Origin of the sequence: Streptomonospora wellingtoniae (assembly GCF_031845375.1) — a bacterium.
Lineage (GTDB): Bacteria > Actinomycetota > Actinomycetes > Streptosporangiales > Streptosporangiaceae > Streptomonospora > Streptomonospora wellingtoniae.
Window position 1 is genome coordinate 88,888 of sequence record NZ_JAVREK010000003.1, and the last position, 19,658, is coordinate 108,545.

Sequence of the window (19,658 nt, forward strand, 5' to 3'; positions counted from 1 at the left end):
CGTCCCGGCCGGTCACGGCGCCTCCGGGACGGCGGCGACCACGTGCTGTCCGGTGAAGTCGACCATGGCGACGTCCACCTCCACAGCTCCCTCGGTGAAGCGGGTGAGGACTTCGGCGACACGCCGGCACAGCTCGTTCCCGGCGGCTTCCAGCAGCCCGGCCCCCTCCCAGATCTCGTAGGCGTGGCGGCCGGTGTTGGCGGCGTCGACCTCGGCGGCGACGTCCTCTCCCCCACCGACGTGGCGGGTGACGGTCCCGAGCAGCTCGGTGGAGACCTTGGAGCGGGTGTAGTGGGTCATCAGCACGCCGGAGGCCAGCTTGGTGAGCTTGCCCGCCATCCCGACGAAGGACACGCGCTCAAGCCCGTACTCGACCGCGCGGCGCAGCGCGGCGCCGGTGAAGTCACCGACCTCGACGAAGCACACCTGCGGCAGGCCCGGGTGGCGCAGCATGGCGCCCTTCTCCGTGCGCCCGCCGGTGCAGAGCACGAGGGTGTCCTCCCCCTGCGCGGCCATCACCGACACCGCCTGCTCGACGCTGGCGCGCCAGGACGCGGTGGAGAACGGCCGCACGACGCCGGTGGTGCCCAGGATGGAGATCCCGCCGATGATGCCCAGCCGGGCGTTGGTGGTCTTGCGCGCCATCCTCTCGCCCTCGGGGACGCTGATGACCACGCGCAGACCCGCTGCGGCGGTGTCGCCGACCTCGCCCACGGCCTGCTCGATCATCTGCGCCGGCACCGGGTTGATGGCGGGACCGCCCAGCTCCAGCCCCAGACCGGGCCGGGTGACGACGCCGACCCCCACGCCGCCGTCCAGTTCGAGGCCGGGATCGCCGCGCCGGGTGACCGTCGCGGTGATGTGGGCGCCGTCGGTGGCGTCGGGGTCGTCGCCCGCGTCCTTGACCACCACGGCCTCGGCCCGGTCCGACGCGGTCAGCCCGCAGCGGTCGGTCGCGAAGGTCACGCGCCGCCCCGAGGGCAGCGCCACCTCGACGACCTCGACCGGCTCGCCGGTGGCCAGCGCCGACGCGGCCGCCTTGGCGGCCGCCGACGCGCACGTCCCCGTGGTCCAGCCGGTGCGCAGCGCCTTCTGCCGCACCTTCATGGTGCGCGGGAGGTCGGGTTCGCGCGGTTGCGGCTGCTCGTGGGCGCCGGGCGCGGGCCTCGCTTCGGCGTCGCGCCCGCGCCGCGGACTGTCGGTCACGTCTCTCTGCTCCCCGGTTCTATGCGCCTCGGCGCGCCTCGCGCAGTCGGCGGCGCGCCTCGCGGTCGGCCCGGCGGTGGGTGTGGAAGTGGCCCGGGTGGTACAGGTGCGACCGGGTCCCGCCGGCGTTGAGGGCGGGACCCACCAGCACCAGGGTGTGCTTCCACAGCCGGTGCTCCTTGACGGTTGCCTCCAACTCGCCCAGCTCGCAGTGCACCACCAGCTCTTCGGGCCAGGTGGCCTGGTAGGCGACGACACAGGGCGTCTCGGGCGGGTAGCCGCCCTCGACAAGCTCCTCCTGGAGCCGCCCCGAGCGCGCCGCCGAAAGGAACAGCGCCATCGTGGTGCCGTGCCGGGCGAACTCGCGGACCTCCTCGCCCTCGGGCATGGGGGTCTTGCCGCCGCCCAGGCGGGTCAGGATGACCGACTGGGCGACCTCCGGCACGGTCAGCTCGCGCTGTGCGATCGCGGCGACCGCGCTGAACGCGGACACGCCCGGGATCACCTCGACCTCCAGACCGAGCTCCGCGCAGGCCTCGACCTGCTCCTGCATGGCGCCCCACAGAGCCGGGTCGCCGGAGTGGATGCGGGCGATGCGCAGGCCCTCCTCGGCGGCGCGGCGGTAGTAGGGCAGCACGCCCTCCATCGGCAGCTTGGCCGAGTCGACGATCTCGGCGCCCGGACCGGCGTGCTCGAGCACGTCCTCATGCACCAGACTGGCAGCCCAGATCACCACGTCGGCCTCGCCGATGGCGCGCGCAGCGCGGACGGTGAGCAGGTCCGCGGCGCCGGGACCGGCACCGACGAACACGACGGTCCCGCTCGTCGCTCCGCCGCTGTGCTCACTGGTGTACTGGCTGGCCATGCCGTCGTTCACGCACCTTTCGTGGGTCGGGGCTCGGGCCGGGGGTCCGGGCTCACAGCTTCCCGCCGCGCCCGGATTCGCGGCGTGCGGGCGCGATGAGGGTGGACAGGTAGGGCAGGCCGTCGCTCTCCAGTTTGTCCAGAGGGGCGATCTCCTCATCGGGCAGGCCGAGCCGGGCGCCGTAGACCGCGTCTTCGCCGCGGCCCGCATCGCGCACGGCCTCGGCGACCTGCGGCGCGAACCGGCCGAACTTGTAGGCCACCACGGTGGCGTCGGAGTCCAGTGCCGAGCGCAGCCGCTCCGCGCCGCCGGTGAACGGCAGCAGAGTGAGGGGTTCGGAGCCTTCGACCAGCACCCGCCCGGACCGCGCGGCGAGGTCCTGCATGGCGGTGACGCCGGGTACGGTCTCCACCTCGGTGTCGGGCGCCGCCTCGCGCACCGTCTGCGCCAGGTAGGTGAAGGTGGAGTAGACGTTGGGGTCGCCGATGGTGGCGAAGGCCACGGTGGCCCTGCCCTCGCCGAAGTGCCGCAGGACCGTGCGGGCCGCCTCGTCCCAGGCGCGCACCCGCCGGTCGCTGAGGCCGTGCCGGTCGTTGAGCGCGAAGACGGCGCGTTCGATGCGGGAGGCGTCGACGTGGGCCCGCACGGTGGCCTCGGCGCGCCCGGGGTCGCCGCCGGCCAGCACCGGGACGATCACGGCGTCGGCCTCGCGCATGCGCCGCACCGCCTTGACCGTCACCAGCTCGGGGTCGCCCGGCCCCACTCCGACCCCGACCAGCCGTCCGCCCGTTCCCATACCGCCGCTTCCTCGTCGACTGCGCTGCGCGCCCTCCGCCGCGCGGGCGCGCTGCGCGCCGCTTCGCTGCGGCCGCTGCGCAGGCGGGGGCCGGGGCAAGCGTATCGGTGCGGCCCCCGCCGCCCCTCGTCCGGGACCGGTCTGCGCCGGAGCCGCGACCAGGGGAGGCGCGCCGGATGCGGCCGCCGACGGCCCTAGCATGGCCACACCGGTGCCTGGTCGGCGGCACCCCGGCGGTCCCGGAAACGAGGAGGAGGAAGCGCGTGCCCGTGCTACCGCGAGTGGTGATCGCGGCCCCGTCGTCGAGCAGCGGCAAGACCACCGTCGCCACCGGCCTCATGGCCGCGCTGGCGGCGCGCGGCGACCGGGTCTCCGGGCACAAGGTGGGCCCCGACTACATCGATCCCGGCTACCACGCGATCGCCACCGGGCGCCCCCCGCGCAACCTCGACCCGGTGCTGTGCGGCGAGGAGCGCGTCGCGCCGCTGCTCCTGCACGGTGCGGCGGGCGCCGACATCGCCGTGGTCGAGGGCGTGATGGGCCTGTTCGACGGCGCCGCCGACTCCGCGGGCTTCGCCGGGCCGGGGGACGCGGGCTCCACCGCCCACGTGGCCGCCCTGCTGGGCGCGCCGGTGGTCCTGGTGGTCGACGCCTCGCGCAGCGCGCGCTCCGTCGCAGCGCTGGTGCACGGGTTCTGTACCTACGACCCGCGGGTGCGCATCGCCGGAGTGATCCTCAACCGGGTGGGCTCCGAGCGCCACGAGCGCATCCTGCGCGCCGCGCTGGAGGACGCAGGCGCCGCTGTGCTGGGCGCGATCCGGCGCCGCGAGGAGGTGCACACTCCCTCGCGCCACCTCGGTCTGATCCCCGCCGCCGAGCGGGCCGGTGAGGCCCGGCGCGCCGTACGGGAGCTGGGCGAGCTGGTGTCCTCCTCCTGTGACCTGGAGGCGGTGCGCGCCGTCGCCAGCGCAGCTCCCGCGCTGCCGGACGAGCCGTGGGACCCGCAGGCGCAGCTGCGGCCGCCGCGGGAGGCGGCTCTGCAGCGCCCTCCGCGGATCGCCGTCTTCGGCGGTGCCGCCTTCACCTTCGGCTACAGCGAGCAGGCGGAACTGCTGCGCGCCGGGGGCGCCGAGGTGCACACCGTGGACCCGCTGCGTGAGGAGGCGCTGCCCGAGGGGGCCGATGCGCTCATCGTCGGCGGCGGGTTCCCGGAGGTGCACGCCGCCGAATTGTCGGCCAACGCCGCGCTGCGCGGCGCCGTGGCCGGCCTCGCCGCGCGCGGCGCGCCCGTGGCCGCCGAGTGCGCCGGACTGCTCTACCTCTCCCGCAGCCTCGACGGCGCGCCGATGTGCGGCGTGCTGCCCGCCGACGCCGCGATGACGGGCTCCCTCACCCTGGGCTACCGCTCGGCCGTGGCCGTGGCCGATACGGTGCTCGCGCACCGGGGCGCCCGCGTGCGCGGCCACGAGTTCCACCGCACGATGGTCGAACCGCGGTCCGGACCGCGGCCGGCCTGGCAGTGGGAATCCGGTGGCGGCGAGGGCTACGGCTCTGGCAGCATCAGCGCTTCCTACCTGCACGTGCATTGGGCCGGCCGACCCGCGATCGCCGAGCGGTTCCTGGCGGCCGCGCGTGCCTACAGCGAGGGGGTGGCCGAGTGACCGGCGCCGAAGAGACGCCGCTCATGCCGTCGGTGGTGCTGTGCACCGAAAGGCTCGTGCTGCGGGCGCACACCGGCGACGACGTCGACGCCGTCTTCCACGGCGCGGCCGACCCCGGGGTGCAGCGCTGGCTGCCCATGCCGCGCCCCGGAAAGGCCTACACCCGCGCCGACGCGGAGCACTGGTGCCTGGTGGCCGCGCCGCATGCCCGCGTGAGCGGCGACGGCCAGCAGTGGGCGGTCGTCGATGCCGAGACCGGCGCCTTCGCCGGCGCGGTGGGTCTGAACCGCACCATGTGGCGCGCCGGCTCCACCGAGGTCGGTTACTGGCTGGGCCCGGGGGCGCGGGGACGCGGGCTGGCGACCGAGGCGGTGGTGGCCGTGTCGCGGTGGGCTCTGGCCGACCAGCGGTTCGAGCGGGTGGAGCTGAAGGCCGCCGCAGGCAACACCGCGTCGCGGCGGGTGGCCGAGAAGGCGGGGTTCACCTACGAGGGGACCGAACGCAACGCGATGCCGCTGCACGAGGGCCGTGCCGACCTGGCGGTCTACAGCCTCATCCCGGCCGATCTCGGCCCGGGGGGCACCGCCTAGCCCAGCGGCGCCCCGGGCGACGGCCGCTCAGACCATCGGCGACCGGGCAGCCACACGTCTGCACGCGCCGCATCATCGTCGATCTTGTAGCCATCGCAAATGGCAATCGCTTTCCTTCACGATAGCTACAAGATCGACGGGGTTCGGACGGTTAGTCGGCAGTCTGTCAAGCGGGCGGCGGTTCGCCGGGGGCGCCCAGGACCGCAGCCATCAGCTCGGTGTCGGAGTACTCCTTGACCTGCACCGCCCGGCCCTTCTCCATCCGGAAGACCCAGCAGTACTCGTTCTCGTAGGCGCGGCCGGTCGCGGTCCTGTTGCCCGGGCCGGCGGCCTCGACGACGACACGGTCGCCCTCGGCGGTGAAGGCGCGCGGCGTGACCTTGGCGTCGGGCGCGAGTTGCGCCTGCAGGGGGCCGAGAAGCTCGGTCAGCACGGCCTGCCTGCCGTTGTAGGTACCCGACCACGGTGAGGTGCCGATGACCGTCCAGACCACGTCCTCGTGCAGACAGGCCGCCCACGGCCCGGTGTCCCCCTCGGCCAGGGCCGCATAGGCCTTCTCCAGCAGTTCCCTGTTTGCGGCCGCGTCCACGGCGCCTCCTCTGCGTTGCCGGCGGGTGGGACCGGTGTCCCGCCCCGGTCCGGCCGAGAATAGCCCGCGAGCAGGCGTGGGCCACCACCGGGTTCCCGGCACCTTGCGGCCGCCTCCGGGACGGCGCGCGGCAGGGCGGCGCGGCTCACCGCGGGGCGGCGGGTCTCACCACTCGATGCCGCGCTGCCCCTTCTGACCGGCGTCCATGGGGTGCTTGACCTTGGTCATCTCGGTGACGAGGTCGGCCGCCTCCCGCAGCCGGGGGTCGGCGTCGCGGCCGGTGACGACCACGTGCTGGTGGCCGCCGCGCTGCGCCAGGGTCTCGACCACGTCGTCCACGTCGACCCATCCCCACTTCATCGGGTAGGTGAACTCGTCGAGCACGTAGAGCCCGTAGGTCTCGGCGGCCAGGTCGCGCTTGATCTGGGCCCATCCCTCCGCGGCGTCAGCGGCGTGGTCCTCCTCGGTGCCGCGCCGCTGGATCCACGACCAGCCCTCGCCCATCTTGTTCCAGTCGACCCGGCCGCCTTCGCCCGACTCACCGAGGACACGCAGCGCGCGCTCCTCGCCGATGCGCCACTTGGCCGACTTGACGAACTGGAACACGCCGATGTCCCAGCCCTGCGACCAGCCGCGGGTGGCGAGCCCGAACGCGGCGGTCGACTTCCCCTTGCCGGGCCCGGTGTGCACGATGAGCAGCGGACGGTTGCGGCGCTGGCGCGTGGTCAGTCCGTCTTCGGGCACGTAAGCGGGTTTGCCCTGCGGCATGTCGGTCTCTTCTCCTCGGTTCTCGGGCTTCTTCTCGCGTTCTGCGGTGCGCCGGGTGTTGGTGCCGGGTGCCCCGGGCGTCGGCGGGAACGCGGCTGCGGACGGCCGGCCGCCCTCCGGTGCACTGCCTCGGGCGCCCTTCGCGCGCCGCGCGCCCGCCCGGCCGCCCTCAGGCGGCGCGGCGGGTGGACCGCACCAGGCCGCTCAGCGCGTCGGCGCCCAACTCCTCCAGGCGCACCGACTCTCCGCCCATCTCGGCGGCCAGCCGCTCGGCCAGGCCCAGGCGCACCGGCCCCGACTCGCAGTCGACGACGATGCCGTGCACTCCTCGGGCGCCGATCCGCGCGCCGGCGCGCAACGCCTCGTCGAGACCGCCGCGGGTGGCGCGCCCGTCGGTCACCACCACGAGCAGCGCCCGGCGGCCGGCGTCGCGCAGCCGCTCCACGCGCAGCACCTCGGCCGAGCGCGCCAGCCCCGCCGCGAGGGGAGTGCGGCCACCGGTGCGCAGCTCGCCCAGCCTGCGCGCACCCGCCTCCACGGACGAGGTCGGCGGCAGCTCCACCTGGGCGCCGGTGCCGCGGAAGGTGACCAGGCCGACCTTGTCGCGGCGCTGGTAGGCGTCCAGCAGCAGGCTCAGCACGGCGCCCTTGACGGCGCGCATCCGCTGCCGGGCGGCCATGGAACCGCTGGCGTCCACGCAGAACAGCACGAGATTGCCTTCGCGGCCTTCGCGCACGGTCTCGCGCAGGTCGCCGGGGCGCACGACCAGGCCCGGGCCGGTGCGGCCGCGGGCGCGCTGGTAAGGAGCCGCCGCGCGCAGGGTCGCGGTCAGGTGCAGGCCGCGCACCCCCGAGCGGGGCACGCGCGCCCCCGACGTGCGGCCGAAGGGCGTCTCGGCCCGGGAGCGGCGGCCGGGCGCGCCCTCGCCGACGCCGTCGAGGCTGAACAGGCGCGGCCGGTAGGTCTCGCCGGCCTCCGCCTGCGGTCCCCGGCCCGGGTCCTGCGGACGAGGCGGGGACTGCTCGTCGCCGGGGTCGTCTTCGGCGCCGCCGGAGCCCGCCGGCCGGGGGGCGGAGGGGGAGGGCCCGGCTTCGCCGCCGGGCGCCTCGCCGGAGTCGGGGCCGGAGTCCTGCCGGCCCGGGGCCTCGTCCTCGCCCGACGGTTCGGAGGAATCCTCCGCCGATGAATCGGAGTCCGGGGCCCGTGCCTCGGTGCCACCGCCTCCGCCGCCCGTCGCGTCGGAGGGGCCGCCGGACTCACCCGGGTCTTTTGGGTCCGCATCACCCGCCTGGTCCAGCGCCTCCTGCAGCCGGTCCTCGTCCAAGTCGGGGGCGTCGAAGGGGTCGCGCCTGCGCCGGTGCGGCAGCGCCAGGCGGGCGGCGTCGCGCACGTCCTCGGGGGTCACCTCGTTGTGGTCGCGCCAGGCGGCCAGCGCCATGGCGGCACGCGCGGTGACGATGTCGGCGCGCAGGCCGTCGACGTCGAAGGCCGCGCAGACCGCCGTCACCTGCCGCAGCGCGGCGTCGGTGAGCACGACTCCCGGCAGCCGCTTGCGGGCGGCCAGGATACGGCCCGCGAGCTCGGCCTCGTCCCGGGCATAGCCTGCGGCGAAGCCCTCGGGGTCGGCCTCGAACGCGAGCCTGCGGCGTACCACGTCCGCGCGCAGCTGCGGGTCGCGGGTGGCGGCGACCTCCACGGTCAGGCCGAAGCGGTCGAGCAGCTGCGGCCGCAGTTCCCCTTCTTCGGGGTTCATCGTGCCCACGAGGAGGAAGTGCGCGGCGTGGCGCACCGAGACGCCTTCGCGCTCGACGTGTGAGGTGCCCATGGCTGCGGCGTCCAGCAGCAGGTCGACGAGGTGGTCGTGCAGCAGGTTGACCTCGTCCACGTAGAGGACGCCGCGGTGCGCCTCGGCGAGCAGGCCGGGCTCGAAGGCTTTGACGCCTTCGGTCAGCGCCCGCTCGATGTCCAGCGAGCCCACCAGCCGGTCCTCGCTGGCGCCCACCGGAAGTTCGACGAGGCGGGCGGGACGCTCACCGGGCACCTCGGAGTCGGCGTGCGGGCCGTCGGGGCACTGGGGGTCGGGGGCGGCGGGGTCGCAGCCGAAGCGGCAGCCCTGCACGACGTCGAGGTCGGGCAGCAGCGCCGCGAGGGCGCGCACCACGGTCGACTTGGCGGTGCCTTTCTCACCGCGGACCAAGACGCCGCCCACGTCCGGGGACACGGCGTTGATCAGCAGCGCGAGCTTCAGGTCGTCCATGCCGACGACCGCGCTGAAGGGGTAGCGAGCAGGAGCGCTCACGCAGGCCAGTCCTTCCTCGGGAGTCCACGCCCATAGGGGTCTTGCCCGGTGCCGCGCAGTCTCCTGACTTCCAGATCACCGCTCGCCCGCCGCCTTCCCACCGGAGGGGGTTCCGGCAGTGGCGCTCGTTGCGGGGCCGCTCCCTGGTCACAGTGGCGGGACCGTCCCGGATTCACACCGGGTTCCTGCGCGCCGCGGCGCGGCCGGGACGCTCCCGGCCGGGTACGCCCGGCGTCGGCACCGCCAACAAGAGTCTCACACCGCCCCCGTCCGGCCTCCATCGCCTCCGCCGCCGCTCAGCGCAGCGGGTCTCGGCGAGATCCGCCCGCCCGAGGGGCGGCGCTCCGGCGACGATCACCCTTGCGGCGGCGCCCCGATCGGGATGGGATGGTCGCACCCGGACACCAGCGCCCGCCCGGCCCGGCCTGCGGGGCGGCACCAGACCACCCGGAGGGCCCCACCGCGATGCGCGACGACGAGACCGCCGACATCACCAGCCGACCGGCCCGCGAGCTCGCGCGGATGCTGCGCGCACGCGAGGTCTCCGCCCGGGAGGTGGTGGCCGCGCACCTGGAACGCGTCGAGGCGCTGAATCCGGCCGTCAACGCCGTGGTGACCCTGTGCGGCGAGCGCGCCATGGACGAGGCGCGCGCCGCCGACGAACTGCTGGCCGCGGGCGGCGAACCCCCGCCGCTGCACGGCCTGCCGGTGGCGCACAAGGACACCCACGAGGCCGCGGGCGTTCGCACCACCTTCGGCTCGCCGGTTTTCGCCGATCACGTGCCCGACCGCGACGAGCTGGTGGTGGCGCGCATGCGCGCGGCCGGGGCGATCACCATCGGCAAGACCAACGCCCCCGAGTTCGCCGCCGGGTCGCACACCTTCAACCCCGTGTTCGGGCTGACCCGCAACCCCTACGACACCGCGCGTTCGGCGGGCGGCAGCAGCGGCGGCGCGGCCGCGGCGCTCGCGGCGGGCATGCACGTGCTGGCCGACGGCTCGGACATGGGCGGGTCGCTGCGCAACCCCGCCTCGTTCAACAACGTGGTGGGGCTGCGGCCGTCGCCGGGTCGGGTGCCGCAGCACCCCGCACCGCTGGGCTGGTCGCAGTTGTCGGTGCAGGGCCCCATGGCCCGGGAGGTCGACGACGCCGCGCTGCTGCTGTCGGTGATCGCCGGCCCCGACCCGCGCAGTCCCGTCGCCCTCGACGAACCGGGATCGGCGCTGGCACCGCCGCTGGAGGCCGGCTTGCGCGGGCTGCGCCTGGCGTGGTCGCCGGACCTCGGCGGATCGGCGCCCTGCGAGCGGGCGGTGGCACAGGCGCTGGCGCCCGCGCTGGAGGCCTTCTCCGGCTTGGGCTGCGAGATCGCCGAGGACGCCCCCGACCTCTCCGGCGCCGACGACGTCTTCCGCACGCTGCGGGCCTGGCAGTTCGAGGCGACGCTGGGGCCGCTGCTGGACCGCGAGCGCTCGCGGATCAAGCCCAGCCTGGCCTGGAACATCGACGAGGGCCGCAAGCTCTCGGGCGCCGACGTGGCGCGCGCCGAGCTGGAGCGCACCCGCATCTACCACCGGGTGCGCGGGTTCTTCGAGCGCTACGACGCACTGCTACTGCCGGTGAGCCAGGTGACGCCCTTCGACGCGGACCTGGAGTACCCGACCGACATCGACGGCGCCGAGCAGCGGACCTACCTCGACTGGATGCGCTCCTGCTACCACATCACCGTCACCGGATGCCCGGCACTGGCCGTGCCCGGCGGGTTCACGCCGGGCGGGCTGCCGGTGGGCCTGCAGATCGTCGGGCCTCACCGGGCCGACCGGCGCGTGCTGGAGATCGGCCGCGCCTTCGAGCGCGCCACCGGCCACGGCCGACGCCGACCGCACCTGTAGGCCGGGAGGCCGCGTCAACCGCCGCCGGATGCGGCCAGGCGCGGGCTCAGTCCCAGACGCGCGCCAGCAGCCACCGGTCCGTGGCGGAGTCGTGCCGCAGCTCGTAGACGCCCAGGGCGCCGGAGGAGCCGGCTTCGACCCGCCAGTGGACGCGCTGGGGCAGATGCTCCTGCACCTCGGGCGACCAGTCGGCGCGCAGGGTGACCCAGTGGTCGACGATGTGGCGGACGTTGTAGACCCGGTGCTCCCATACGAAGCGCACCGGCCGCCCCTCGTGCTCGGTGACCGCGACCGGCACACCGTAGACGTGACCCACTGGCGACACTCCCCTCTAACGGCGGCGCCCTCGATCGGGCGGCCTCGGCCTGCGGGGAAGGACAGGCGAATTCGAACGTATGTACTAAGACTAGCCGATCCTGCACGCCCTCGGAACCACGACGCGCCGCGCCCTGTCTAAGATCAGGAACACTTGCCCCAACTCGGCGAAGTCGCGCGATCTCCGCCCCGACACGCCCTGTCCGGGGCATCTGTACGCTGAGACCCCCGAATCGCCTGCCGGCCTAAGGAATGCAGCACTGTGACGGACAACGGGCACGAGCGCGCCAAACCCCTCCGCACCGGCGACCCCCACCAGCTCGGCGACTACCGGATCGAGGGCAGGCTGGGGCGCGGCGGCATGGGCACCGTCTACCTCGCCCGCGACACCGCCGAACGGCTGGTGGCCGTCAAACTGATCCACCCCGACCTCACCGACGCCCCGGACTTCCGCCGCCGCTTCGCGCGCGAGGTCGAGTCCGCCCGCAAGGTTGCGCGGTTCTCCACCGCCGGTGTGCTCGACGCCCGCCTGGACGGCGACCCCCTGTTCATCGTCTCCGAGTACGTGCCCGGCCCCAACCTCGCCCAGGCCGTCAGCGCCGACGGCCCCATGAACGGCGGCACGCTGGAGAGCCTGGCCCTGGGCGTCGCGGCGGCGCTGACCGCCATCCACCGCGCCGGCGTCATCCACCGCGACCTCAAGCCGGGCAACGTACTGCTGTCGGCAGTGGGGCCCAAGGTCATCGACTTCGGCATCGCCCGCGCGATGGACGACGAGAGCGCGGTCACCCGTTCCAGCCAGCTGATGGGCACGCCGTCCTACCTGGCTCCCGAGCTGATCGCCGGCGGCCGGATCACGCCCGCATCCGACATCTTCTCGTGGGGCTGCCTGGTGGCCTACGCCGGTATCGGCAAGGCCCCCTTCGACGCCCAGACGGTGCCGGCCGTGCTGCACCTGATCAGCTCCGGCGAGGCCGACCTGGAGGGGCTCGACCCGCGCCTGTGCGACCTGGTCCGCAGCGCGTTGGACAAGGACCCCGGCAACCGCCCCACCGCCCAGCATCTGCTGAGCATGCTCGTGGGCCAGGACGACCCGGCCGAGGCCATCGTCGACAGCACCGTCGTCGAGTGCTGGACCCCGCCCTCCGTCGTGGGGGCCGCCGGAACGGCGGGCGCCGGGGCCGCGGCCGGATCCGCCGAGGCCCCGACCGAGCCGTCGACGCGGGCATTCGCGCCAGAGTCCCCCGCCCGACCGCCGAGCACTCAGCCCTATACCGGAACCGCGCCGCCGCCACCGGGGCGGCCCGCGTCGGGCCCCCAAACCTCCTACGGCCAGGGCGCCCCGGGACACGCGCCTCCGGGCGGCCATCCCCCGCCCGGCCCGCCGGAGCAGCCCTACGGCCACCCCTCCGGCCCGCAGCCGCCGTACGGACCGGGATCGGGCCCGCAGCAGCCCGACGCTCCCACGCGCGGCAAGGGCCGCACCGGACTGCTCATCGGCGCCATCGCGGGCGTGCTGCTGCTGGTCGCCGGCGGCGCGGTCGGCTCTGTGCTCCTGCTGGGCGGCGGACCTCCCGAGGGCACCCTGATATACCAGGACGACTTCGCGAGCAGCGCCTGGGAGTCCGACGACTACGACCCCGAGGACGAGTTCCTCGAGTACGCCTACCACGCCGAACACGGCCTGATCCTGCGCGTATCGGAGTACAACGACGACAACGGCAGTGTCGGCTCCTTCGCTCCCTACACCGGCACCTACCCCGAGGCCGTCCTGGTCGAGGCCGAGGCCGAGGCGCTGGCCGGCCCCGCCTACAGCGAGCACGGCGTCCGGTGCTTCCACCGCAGCACCGAGGACGACGAGGTGGTGACCCACTATGAGGGCCTGGTGCGGTTCGACGGCGGCAGCGCGCAGATCCGACGCGTCGGCGGCGACTCCGGAGAGGCGGCGATGGCCACCACGGACGACGTCGACGGCTTCGCCCAGCCCCCGAACAAGCTGCCCATGCGCAACGGCACCGACGGCGGCGGCGGCGAGACCGTGACCAACACGCTGGCCATGGCGTGCGAGTACGACGCGGACGCGGGAACTCTGGCGGTCGACCTGTGGGTCAACGGCGCGCACGTCCTGGAGGCGACCGACGACCAGCCGCTCGCGGGCGGAAAGCCGGGCGGAACGGGAGTCACCGTCAAGCGGCGCGGCAGCGAGACCGACACGCCGATGGCCGGGTTCCACCGCTTCGAGGTGGAGCGGCTGAATTCGGCCGGCTCCGGCGGCGACGCCTAGGTCCTGTTCAAAAAGCCCGGGTTGATCGGGGCTGCCCGGCATGTCGGGACTGCGCACAAGCGAGGTCTCCGGTAAATGGGACAACGACCAAGCAGCCCACATACACGGAGACCTCGGTGGCCAGGGTACCGATCGGAGGACGCAAAGACCTCACCGACAAGCAGTGGCGGGTCCTGCAACCGCTGCTGCCCCCGCGTCCCGGAGGCGGGAGGCCGCCGACATGGACACGGCGCCAACTGCTGGACGGCATCCGCTGGCGCACCCGCGCCGGTGTGCCCTGGCGCGACGTTCCCGAACGCTACGGCCACTGGCAGTCGGTCTACCACCTGCTGCGGAGCTGGCAGCGCGCCGGGATCTGGGCGCTGATCGCGGCCAAGCTGCGGGGCTGGTCCGATGCCGCCGGGCTCATCGGCTGGACGGTGGCAGTCGACTCCACGACCTGTCGTGCCCACCCGCACGCCGCCGGGGCGCGCCGCAGTCCCGGCCGCCAGGCCGAGCCGCCCGGCGACGAACCCGGCGACCACGCTCTGGGGCGTTCGCGCGGTGGGTTCTCCACCAAGCTCCACCTGGCCGGCGAGCAGCACCGCAAACCGCTGTCGGTGGTCCTGACAGCCGGCCAGCGCGGCGACAGCCCGCAGTTCGCGCGGGTTCTGGAGCGCATCCGTGTGGCCCGCACCGGGCCGGGGCGCCCGCGTATCCGGCCTGAGCGGGTGTTGGCCGACAAGGCCTACTCCTCGCGGGCCAACCGGGCCTACCTGCGGCGGCGGAAGATCTCGGCGACCATCGCCGAGCCCCGCGATCAGGGGTGCCATCGCAAGGCGAAGGGGTCGGCGGGCGGCCGGCCGCCGAGGGTGGACCGGGAGGCCTATAAGCAGCGCCATGCCGTGGAGTGCGGGATCGGGCGGCTCAAGCAGTTCCGCGCGGCGGCCACCCGCTTCGACAAGCTTGCCCTGCGCTACGAGGCCACGATCCAGGTCGCAGTGATCGACATATGGTTGCGGGACCTCGCAGCGACACCTTCTTAAACAGGGCCTAGGTCCGGCCGCCCGGCATCGGCGGCGGTACGACGCGGCTCGGCTCGGCTGCGGGGGTCAGCGCGTCGTGCCGGTGCGCAGGTGCGCGGACGGCGCCCGGTCGCGGCGGCGCGGCGCCGTCGCCCAGGAGGGGAGCCAGGCGCCGTCCGGGATCGGCGCCAGGCCTTCGAGGTGGTCGATGACCGCCCCAAGGCCCGGGTGCGGATCCGCTGCGGGCAGCATGAGGGAAAGCGGATAAGCGGGCACCGGGTCCACGAGCGGGATGCGGCGCAGGTCGTAGCTGGTCGGCCAGATGTACCGGTCGCGCGCGCCGACGAAGGTGGCCACGTCCGCGGAATCGGCGAGTGTATCGAGCAGCACCTCGTTGCCGAAGTTCGGGCCGGCCGCGTCGATGCGGAGACCGAATGCTGCGGCGAGCTGATCGTAGAACTCCGCCCATTCGCTGCGGGGCACGATGCCCGGCATCCAGACGCGGTGCCCGCGCAACCGGTGGGGGGTCAGTGTGCGTGCGGAGGCGAGCGGATGCCGCGGGCCGACGAGGAGCTGCAGCGGTGAGTCGAAGGCGTGGATCATCCGGACGCCGCGCGGCAGGGTGGCCGGGTCGGTGACGGTGCGGAACGCGGCGTCGACATCGCCCGCTTGGACGGCGGAGGCCGCGGTGTGGGGGTCGTCGACCCTGAGGGTCACCACGTCGAGGTCGGTCTCGGGATGCGAGCGCCAGTAGTCGTGCAGTACGACGGCCTGCGCGCTTCGCAGACCGAGGACGTCGATCCGAAGGGCCCGCGAGCCCGGCCCGACCGCGGTGACCGCGCGGTCGACGCCCGCGACGATGCTCCGCGCATGCGGGAGGAACGCCTGGCCGTCGAGCGTCGGTTCGACCCCGCGCGGAGTCCGGATGAACAGGCGGACGCCGAGCTCGCGCTCCACGGCGGCGATCCGCTTCGAGACCGCCTGCTGTGTCACGCCCTGCTCGTCGGCCGCGTGCTGCAGTTGTCCGAGCTCGGCCGCCCGGACGAAGGATCGCACGGCCTCGGTATCCACCGGTCCAGCCTAAGTCGCCGACGGGGGCGCCCCGTCGTGCGGGCCCGGCGGTGCATCGGCCGGGTGAACCGCCATCACGACGCTTGGGGCCACAACCGATCGTTGTGGACCACCGGAAGGAGGTTGTTTGATCCCGCTGCCGTGGATCCGATGTGATTCAGGGACTCGAACAGCGGTTGTGGCGAGGGAGTCGTGTGCGGGTGGAAGCGGGGGCAGGCCTCGGCCGGCTGTGGTCGGCTTACGCCGTCAGCACGTACGGCACGTGGATCGCATTCGGCGCGTTCCCGCTCATCGCGGTGCGTGTGCTGGACTCGTCGCCGTTCGAGGTGTCGCTGCTGGAGGCGTCCGGACTCGCCGTCGCGGCGGTCGCCGCCTTCCCGCTCGGACCGTGGGTCGACCGCCGGCCCAAGCGTCCGGTGATGGTCGCCATGGACCTGGCGCGGTTCCTCGCGATGGCGAGTGTCCCCGTCGCCTATGTCCTCGGTGTGCTGTCCTACCCCCACCTGGTCGTCGTCGCGGTACTCAGCGGCACAGCGGGCATCGCCTTCACCGCCGCGTCGGGCGCGTACCTGAAGCACCTCGTCCGCGGTGACCGCCTCCTCGCCGCGAACGGGAGGTTCGAGGGCACGCGGTGGATGGCGACCGCAGTCGGACCTCCCCTCGGCGGCGCGCTCATCGCCCTGTTCGGCCCGGTCGTCACGGTCACGGCCGCCGCCGGGGGCTTCCTGCTGTCCGCCCTGGGGATCCTGCGAATCCGCGGAGGCGACGTCGCGGCACCCCGCGATCCGGCCACCGGACTGCGCAGGGCCGAGGTCCTCGGCGGCTGGCGGCTCATCCTCGGAGACCCCGCACTGCGGCGCCTGTTCCTCAACTCGATCCTGGTCGGCGGGCTGATCACGGCCGCCTCCCCGCTCCTGGCCGTCCTCCTGCTGGGCGAGTACCGCATGCCGGCCTGGCAGTACGGTCTCGCCTTCGGCATCCCGGCGCTCGGCGGATTCGCGGGCGCGCGCCTGTCCGCACGCCTCGTGCAGCGCTACGGCCGGTACCGGGTCATGGCCGTCTCCGGGTGGCTGCGATCGCTCTTCCCGCTCGGTCTCGCGTTCGTCCATCCAGGCCTTACCGGGCTCCTCACAGTGATCCTCGTCGAGAGCCTGCTGATCACGTCCATGGGAGTCTTCACCCCGATCTGCGCCGCGGAACGCCTGCACCGCACTCCCGCGGACCGTGCCGCCCGGGTCCTCAGCGCATGGACGGTCAGCAGCAGGCTCCTCCAGGCCGCCCTCATGGTGACCTGGGGCGTCCTCGCCACGCTCACCAGCCCGCTCGCCGCGATCACCGCCTCCGGCGTCCTCCTGCTCGCCACACCGCTCCTGCTGCCCGCACGGGCCAACCTGTCCGCCCCCGCACCCGTCGCGCCCGCCGACGAAGCCTCGGCCGCATGAACCGCCGCAGCGCGCCCTCCCCCGCGCGCACGCCCGGACGCGGAATCGGCCGGCCTCCCGCGACGCCGGCCTCCCGGCCCTCCGAACCGGCGGACCGCCCGCTGCCCGCACCCCGGCACCGGCGTCGGACCGGCCGACCTCCGGCACCTAGGGTGGGGGCGCGGGCGGCCCTCGTCGCCGCCCGGAGGACACCCGCACCACAGGCGACCGGGAGAGGTCAGGCATGCGCGCCATCGTCATCGAAGAGCAGGGCGGCCCCGAGGTCATGCGCCTCACCGAGACCCCCGAACCCGAGCCGGCCTCCGGCGAGGTGCTGATCGACGTCGAGGCCCGCGGGGTCAACTTCATCGACGTCTACCAGCGCAGCGGCGCCTACTCGGTCTCCACGCCCTTCACCCCCGGCGTCGAGGCGGCCGGCCGTGTCGCGGCGGTGGGCGCCGGCGTCACCGGGTTCGCCCCCGGCGACCGGGTGGCCTGGGCGATGCTGCCGGGCGGCTACGCCGACCGCGCGGCGGTCCCGGCCCAGCGGGTCGTGCCCGTTCCCGACGGCGTCAGCGCCGAGCAGGCCGCAGCGACACTGCTGCAGGGCATGACCGCCCACTACCTGACCCACTCCACCTACGCCGTGCAGCCGGGCGACACGGTGCTCGTGCACGCCGCCGCGGGCGGCACCGGGCTGCTGCTCGTCCAGATGGCCAAAGCGCGCGGCGCGACCGTGATCGGCACCGCATCGACCGAGGCCAAGCAGGCGCTCGCCCGCGAGGCCGGCGCCGACGAGGTCGTCGACTACACCCGCCGCGAGGTGGCGCCCGCGGTCCGCGAGCTGACGGGCGACCGCGGAGTCGCGGCCGTCTACGACGGGGTCGGCGCCGACACCTTCGACGCGAGCCTGGAGTCGCTGCGCCACCGCGGTGTACTCGCGCTGTTCGGCCAGGCCAGCGGCGCCGTGGCGCCCGTGGACCCGCAGCGGCTGAACACCGCCGGCTCGGTCTTTCTGACCCGGCCGAGCCTCGCGCACTACGTGGCCTCGCGCGAGGAACTTCTGGAGCGCGCCTCGGACGTGTACGGGCTCGTCGCCTCCGGGCGGCTGGACGTGCGCGTCGGCGGGCGCTACGCGCTGGAGGAGGCGGCACGCGCGCACGAGGACCTCGCGGCCCGGCGCACCACCGGCAAGCTGCTGCTGGTCTGATCCGCTGGGGGCCACCCGGTGCGGGCGGTCCCCAGCTGGGACTACTCCTGGTCGCGCGGGCGCGGTTCGGGCACGGGGCCGGCGGCACCCGCTGCAGCCGCGGCCTCCTCGCGCGCGCTCGCCACCGCCTGAGCGGCGATCTCGGCGGCGTGGCCGGCGGCCTCGGTCGGGGTCTCGCGGCGCTGCCCGGTGGTCAGCTCGCCGGGCGCCTCGCCGCCCTGGACGCCTTCGGCCTCCGAGTCCTCCTCGGCGGAGCCGGTCGGCGCGGCAGCGCCGGCGTCGGCGGAGAAGGCCTTGGAGACGTTCTGCACCGCCTGGCTGAGCTCGCCGGGAATGACCCAGAAGGTGTTGCCCTCACCGTTGGCCAGGTGCGGCAGAGTCTCCAGGTACTTGTAGGCGAGCAGCTTGGGGTCGGCGTTGTTGGCGTGCACGGCCTTGAAGACGAGCTCGATCGACTGGGCCTCGCCGTCGGCCCGCAGGATACGCGCCTGCTGGTCGCCCTGGGCCTCCAGGATGGCCTGCTGGCGCGCGCCCTCGGCGGTGAGGATGCGCGACTGGCGCTCACCCTCGGCGTGCAGCACGACGGCGCGCTTGTCGCGCTCGGCGCGCATCTGCTTCTCCATCGCCTCCTTGATGGAGGGCGGCGGGTCGATGGCCTTGATTTCGACCCGGTTGACCCGGATGCCCCACTTGCCGGTCGCGTCGTCGAGGACGCCTCGCAGCATGGAGTTGATCTCCTCGCGCGAGGTCAGCGTCCGCTCCAGGTCCATGCCGCCGATGACGTTGCGCAGCGTGGTCACGGTGAGCTGGTCGATGGCGGCCAGGTAGTTGGCGACCTCGTAGGCGGCGGCCCGCGGATCGGTGATCTGGTAGTAGAGGACCGTGTCGATGTTGACGACGAGGTTGTCCTCGGTGATCACCGGCTGCGGCTTGGAGGAGAAGACCTGTTCACGCAGGTCGTACTTGGTGTTGACGCGGTCGACGACCGGGATGATGAAGTTCAGGCCCGGCTGCAGGGTGCGCTGGTAGCGGCCGAACCGCTCGATGTTGTAGGCGCGCGCCTGCGGGACGATCCGCACGGTCGAAATTACGGCGAGTACGACCAGGACGGCGATGACGATGAAGAGGATGTCGATCCCCATGGCGACCTCCCGGGTGCCTGTGTGGACGGAGCCGAGCGGGCAGTGAGGCACGGCGCGCTGCCCGGCGCGTTCACGGCAGCGCTTCTCTGGGGTAGACGACCGCCGTCGCGCCGTCGATCTCCATGACGTCGACCCGCGTTCCGGGCGGGATCACGGTGTCCTCGTCGATGCAGCGGGCCGACCACTCCTCACCGGAGAGCTTGACGCGGCCGTGCTCGCCGGTGACCTCGTCGACCACCACGGCCGACTGGCCCACCAGGCGGGCGGTACCCGAACGCAGCGGGGGCGGCTGCCGCAGGTGGCGCTTGGCGATGGGCCGGACCACCAGCAGTCCGGCGGCCGAAGCGATGATGAAGGCCGCGACCTGCGTCGCGAACCCCATGCCGATGGCGCCCACGACTCCGGCGATCAGCGCGGCGACCGCCAGCAGGCCCAGCGCCAGAGTGAGGGTGAAGACCTCAGCCACGCCCAAGGCGGCGGCCGCGATCAGCCAGAGGACCCAAAACGGCATCGGTACCGACCTCCCGTCCGAGCGCGGCTTGGTCTC

General features: G+C 74.1%; 17 protein-coding genes and 1 riboswitch. Of the genes, 7 read left to right on the forward strand and 10 right to left on the reverse strand.

The genetic code is table 11. The features are described from left to right. Positions 1–12 precede the first annotated feature (12 nt). From RM446_RS03940 to cobI, 3 genes are read right to left on the reverse strand one after another with little or no spacing between them, the layout of a single operon-like run. Positions 13–1,206 carry a cobalt-precorrin-5B (C(1))-methyltransferase gene (locus RM446_RS03940; RefSeq protein WP_311543701.1) on the reverse strand — a complete coding sequence of 398 codons (1,194 nt, stop codon included), beginning with the start codon at positions 1,204–1,206 and terminating at the stop codon, positions 13–15. 19 nt (positions 1,207–1,225) lie between these two features. After that, positions 1,226–2,083, reverse strand: coding sequence for a precorrin-4 C(11)-methyltransferase (cobM, locus tag RM446_RS03945; protein WP_311543702.1), 858 nt, complete (start codon positions 2,081–2,083; stop codon positions 1,226–1,228). A 40-nt stretch (positions 2,084–2,123) separates the two neighbouring features. Continuing rightward, complete coding sequence (cobI, locus tag RM446_RS03950) at positions 2,124–2,867, reverse strand: precorrin-2 C(20)-methyltransferase (protein WP_311543703.1); 744 nt, start codon at positions 2,865–2,867, stop codon at positions 2,124–2,126. 281 nt (positions 2,868–3,148) lie between these two features. Between cobI and RM446_RS03955 the strand changes: the two genes are divergently transcribed. Continuing rightward, complete coding sequence (locus RM446_RS03955; RefSeq protein ID WP_311543939.1) at positions 3,149–4,528, forward strand: cobyrinate a,c-diamide synthase; 1,380 nt, start codon at positions 3,149–3,151, stop codon at positions 4,526–4,528. After that, complete coding sequence (locus RM446_RS03960) at positions 4,525–5,118, forward strand: GNAT family N-acetyltransferase (RefSeq protein ID WP_398694404.1); 594 nt, start codon at positions 4,525–4,527, stop codon at positions 5,116–5,118. Before RM446_RS03955 ends, RM446_RS03960 begins: the two co-directional genes overlap by 4 nt. Before the next feature lie 166 nt (positions 5,119–5,284). On the opposite strand, the gene RM446_RS03965 is transcribed toward RM446_RS03960, so the two are convergent. The 3 genes from RM446_RS03965 to RM446_RS03975 form a co-directional block, all read right to left on the reverse strand. Next, a complete protein-coding gene (locus tag RM446_RS03965; protein ID WP_311543704.1) occupies positions 5,285–5,707 on the reverse strand; it encodes a nuclear transport factor 2 family protein in 423 nt (140 codons plus the stop codon). Positions 5,708–5,872: 165 nt separating this feature from the next. Next, a complete protein-coding gene (cobO, locus tag RM446_RS03970; RefSeq protein WP_311543705.1) occupies positions 5,873–6,475 on the reverse strand; it encodes a cob(I)yrinic acid a,c-diamide adenosyltransferase in 603 nt (200 codons plus the stop codon). 169 nt (positions 6,476–6,644) lie between these two features. Next, entirely contained in the window at positions 6,645–8,774 is a 2,130-nt protein-coding gene (locus RM446_RS03975) for a putative cobaltochelatase (RefSeq protein ID WP_311543706.1), read from the reverse strand. A 56-nt stretch (positions 8,775–8,830) separates the two neighbouring features. Continuing rightward, a riboswitch (cobalamin riboswitch) is annotated at positions 8,831–8,962 on the reverse strand. Between the two features lie 199 nt (positions 8,963–9,161). Here RM446_RS03975 and RM446_RS03980 point away from each other — a divergent pair. Then, positions 9,162–10,664 (forward strand): amidase, encoded by a 1,503-nt coding sequence (locus tag RM446_RS03980; RefSeq protein WP_311543707.1) that lies wholly within the window; start codon positions 9,162–9,164, stop codon positions 10,662–10,664. A gap of 46 nt (positions 10,665–10,710) precedes the next feature. Here the strand turns inward: RM446_RS03980 and RM446_RS03985 are convergent, their stop codons facing one another. Then, positions 10,711–10,980 (reverse strand): DUF6504 family protein, encoded by a 270-nt coding sequence (locus tag RM446_RS03985; RefSeq protein WP_311543708.1) that lies wholly within the window; start codon positions 10,978–10,980, stop codon positions 10,711–10,713. A 261-nt stretch (positions 10,981–11,241) separates the two neighbouring features. Here RM446_RS03985 and RM446_RS03990 point away from each other — a divergent pair, with 261 nt between their 5' ends. Both RM446_RS03990 and RM446_RS03995 read left to right on the forward strand, forming a co-directional pair. Then, positions 11,242–13,263: a serine/threonine-protein kinase gene (locus tag RM446_RS03990; RefSeq protein WP_311543709.1), complete on the forward strand. Its 2,022-nt coding sequence runs from the start codon at positions 11,242–11,244 to the stop codon at positions 13,261–13,263. 116 nt (positions 13,264–13,379) lie between these two features. Continuing rightward, positions 13,380–14,288, forward strand: a complete 909-nt coding sequence (locus RM446_RS03995; protein WP_311543710.1) for an IS5 family transposase — start codon at positions 13,380–13,382, stop codon at positions 14,286–14,288. A gap of 66 nt (positions 14,289–14,354) precedes the next feature. Here RM446_RS03995 and RM446_RS04000 read toward each other — a convergent pair whose 3' ends face one another. Next, positions 14,355–15,338, reverse strand: coding sequence for a LysR family transcriptional regulator (locus RM446_RS04000; protein ID WP_311543711.1), 984 nt, complete (start codon positions 15,336–15,338; stop codon positions 14,355–14,357). Positions 15,339–15,538: 200 nt separating this feature from the next. Here RM446_RS04000 and RM446_RS04005 point away from each other — a divergent pair, with 200 nt between their 5' ends. Both RM446_RS04005 and RM446_RS04010 read left to right on the forward strand, forming a co-directional pair. After that, positions 15,539–16,780: an MFS transporter gene (locus RM446_RS04005; protein ID WP_311543712.1), complete on the forward strand. Its 1,242-nt coding sequence runs from the start codon at positions 15,539–15,541 to the stop codon at positions 16,778–16,780. Between the two features lie 223 nt (positions 16,781–17,003). Beyond that, positions 17,004–17,969 (forward strand): quinone oxidoreductase family protein, encoded by a 966-nt coding sequence (locus RM446_RS04010; RefSeq protein WP_311543713.1) that lies wholly within the window; start codon positions 17,004–17,006, stop codon positions 17,967–17,969. Positions 17,970–18,010: 41 nt separating this feature from the next. On the opposite strand, the gene RM446_RS04015 is transcribed toward RM446_RS04010, so the two are convergent. After that, complete coding sequence (locus tag RM446_RS04015) at positions 18,011–19,111, reverse strand: SPFH domain-containing protein (RefSeq protein ID WP_311543714.1); 1,101 nt, start codon at positions 19,109–19,111, stop codon at positions 18,011–18,013. A 70-nt stretch (positions 19,112–19,181) separates the two neighbouring features. Continuing rightward, positions 19,182–19,622 (reverse strand): NfeD family protein, encoded by a 441-nt coding sequence (locus RM446_RS04020; RefSeq protein WP_311543715.1) that lies wholly within the window; start codon positions 19,620–19,622, stop codon positions 19,182–19,184. Positions 19,623–19,658 lie beyond the last annotated feature (36 nt).

Excerpts from the sequence above, each read along its gene's own strand:
- RM446_RS04015 (WP_311543714.1), bottom strand. The coding sequence starts at position 19,111 with ATGGGGATCGACATCCTCTTCATCGTCATCGCCGTCCTGGTCGTACTC.
- RM446_RS04010 (WP_311543713.1), top strand. The coding sequence starts at position 17,004 with ATGCGCGCCATCGTCATCGAAGAGCAGGGCGGCCCCGAGGTCATGCGC.
- RM446_RS03980 (WP_311543707.1), top strand. The coding sequence starts at position 9,162 with ATGGTCGCACCCGGACACCAGCGCCCGCCCGGCCCGGCCTGCGGGGCG.
- cobO (WP_311543705.1), bottom strand. The coding sequence starts at position 6,475 with ATGCCGCAGGGCAAACCCGCTTACGTGCCCGAAGACGGACTGACCACG.
- RM446_RS04020 (WP_311543715.1), bottom strand. The coding sequence starts at position 19,622 with ATGCCGTTTTGGGTCCTCTGGCTGATCGCGGCCGCCGCCTTGGGCGTG.
- cobI (WP_311543703.1), bottom strand. The coding sequence starts at position 2,867 with ATGGGAACGGGCGGACGGCTGGTCGGGGTCGGAGTGGGGCCGGGCGAC.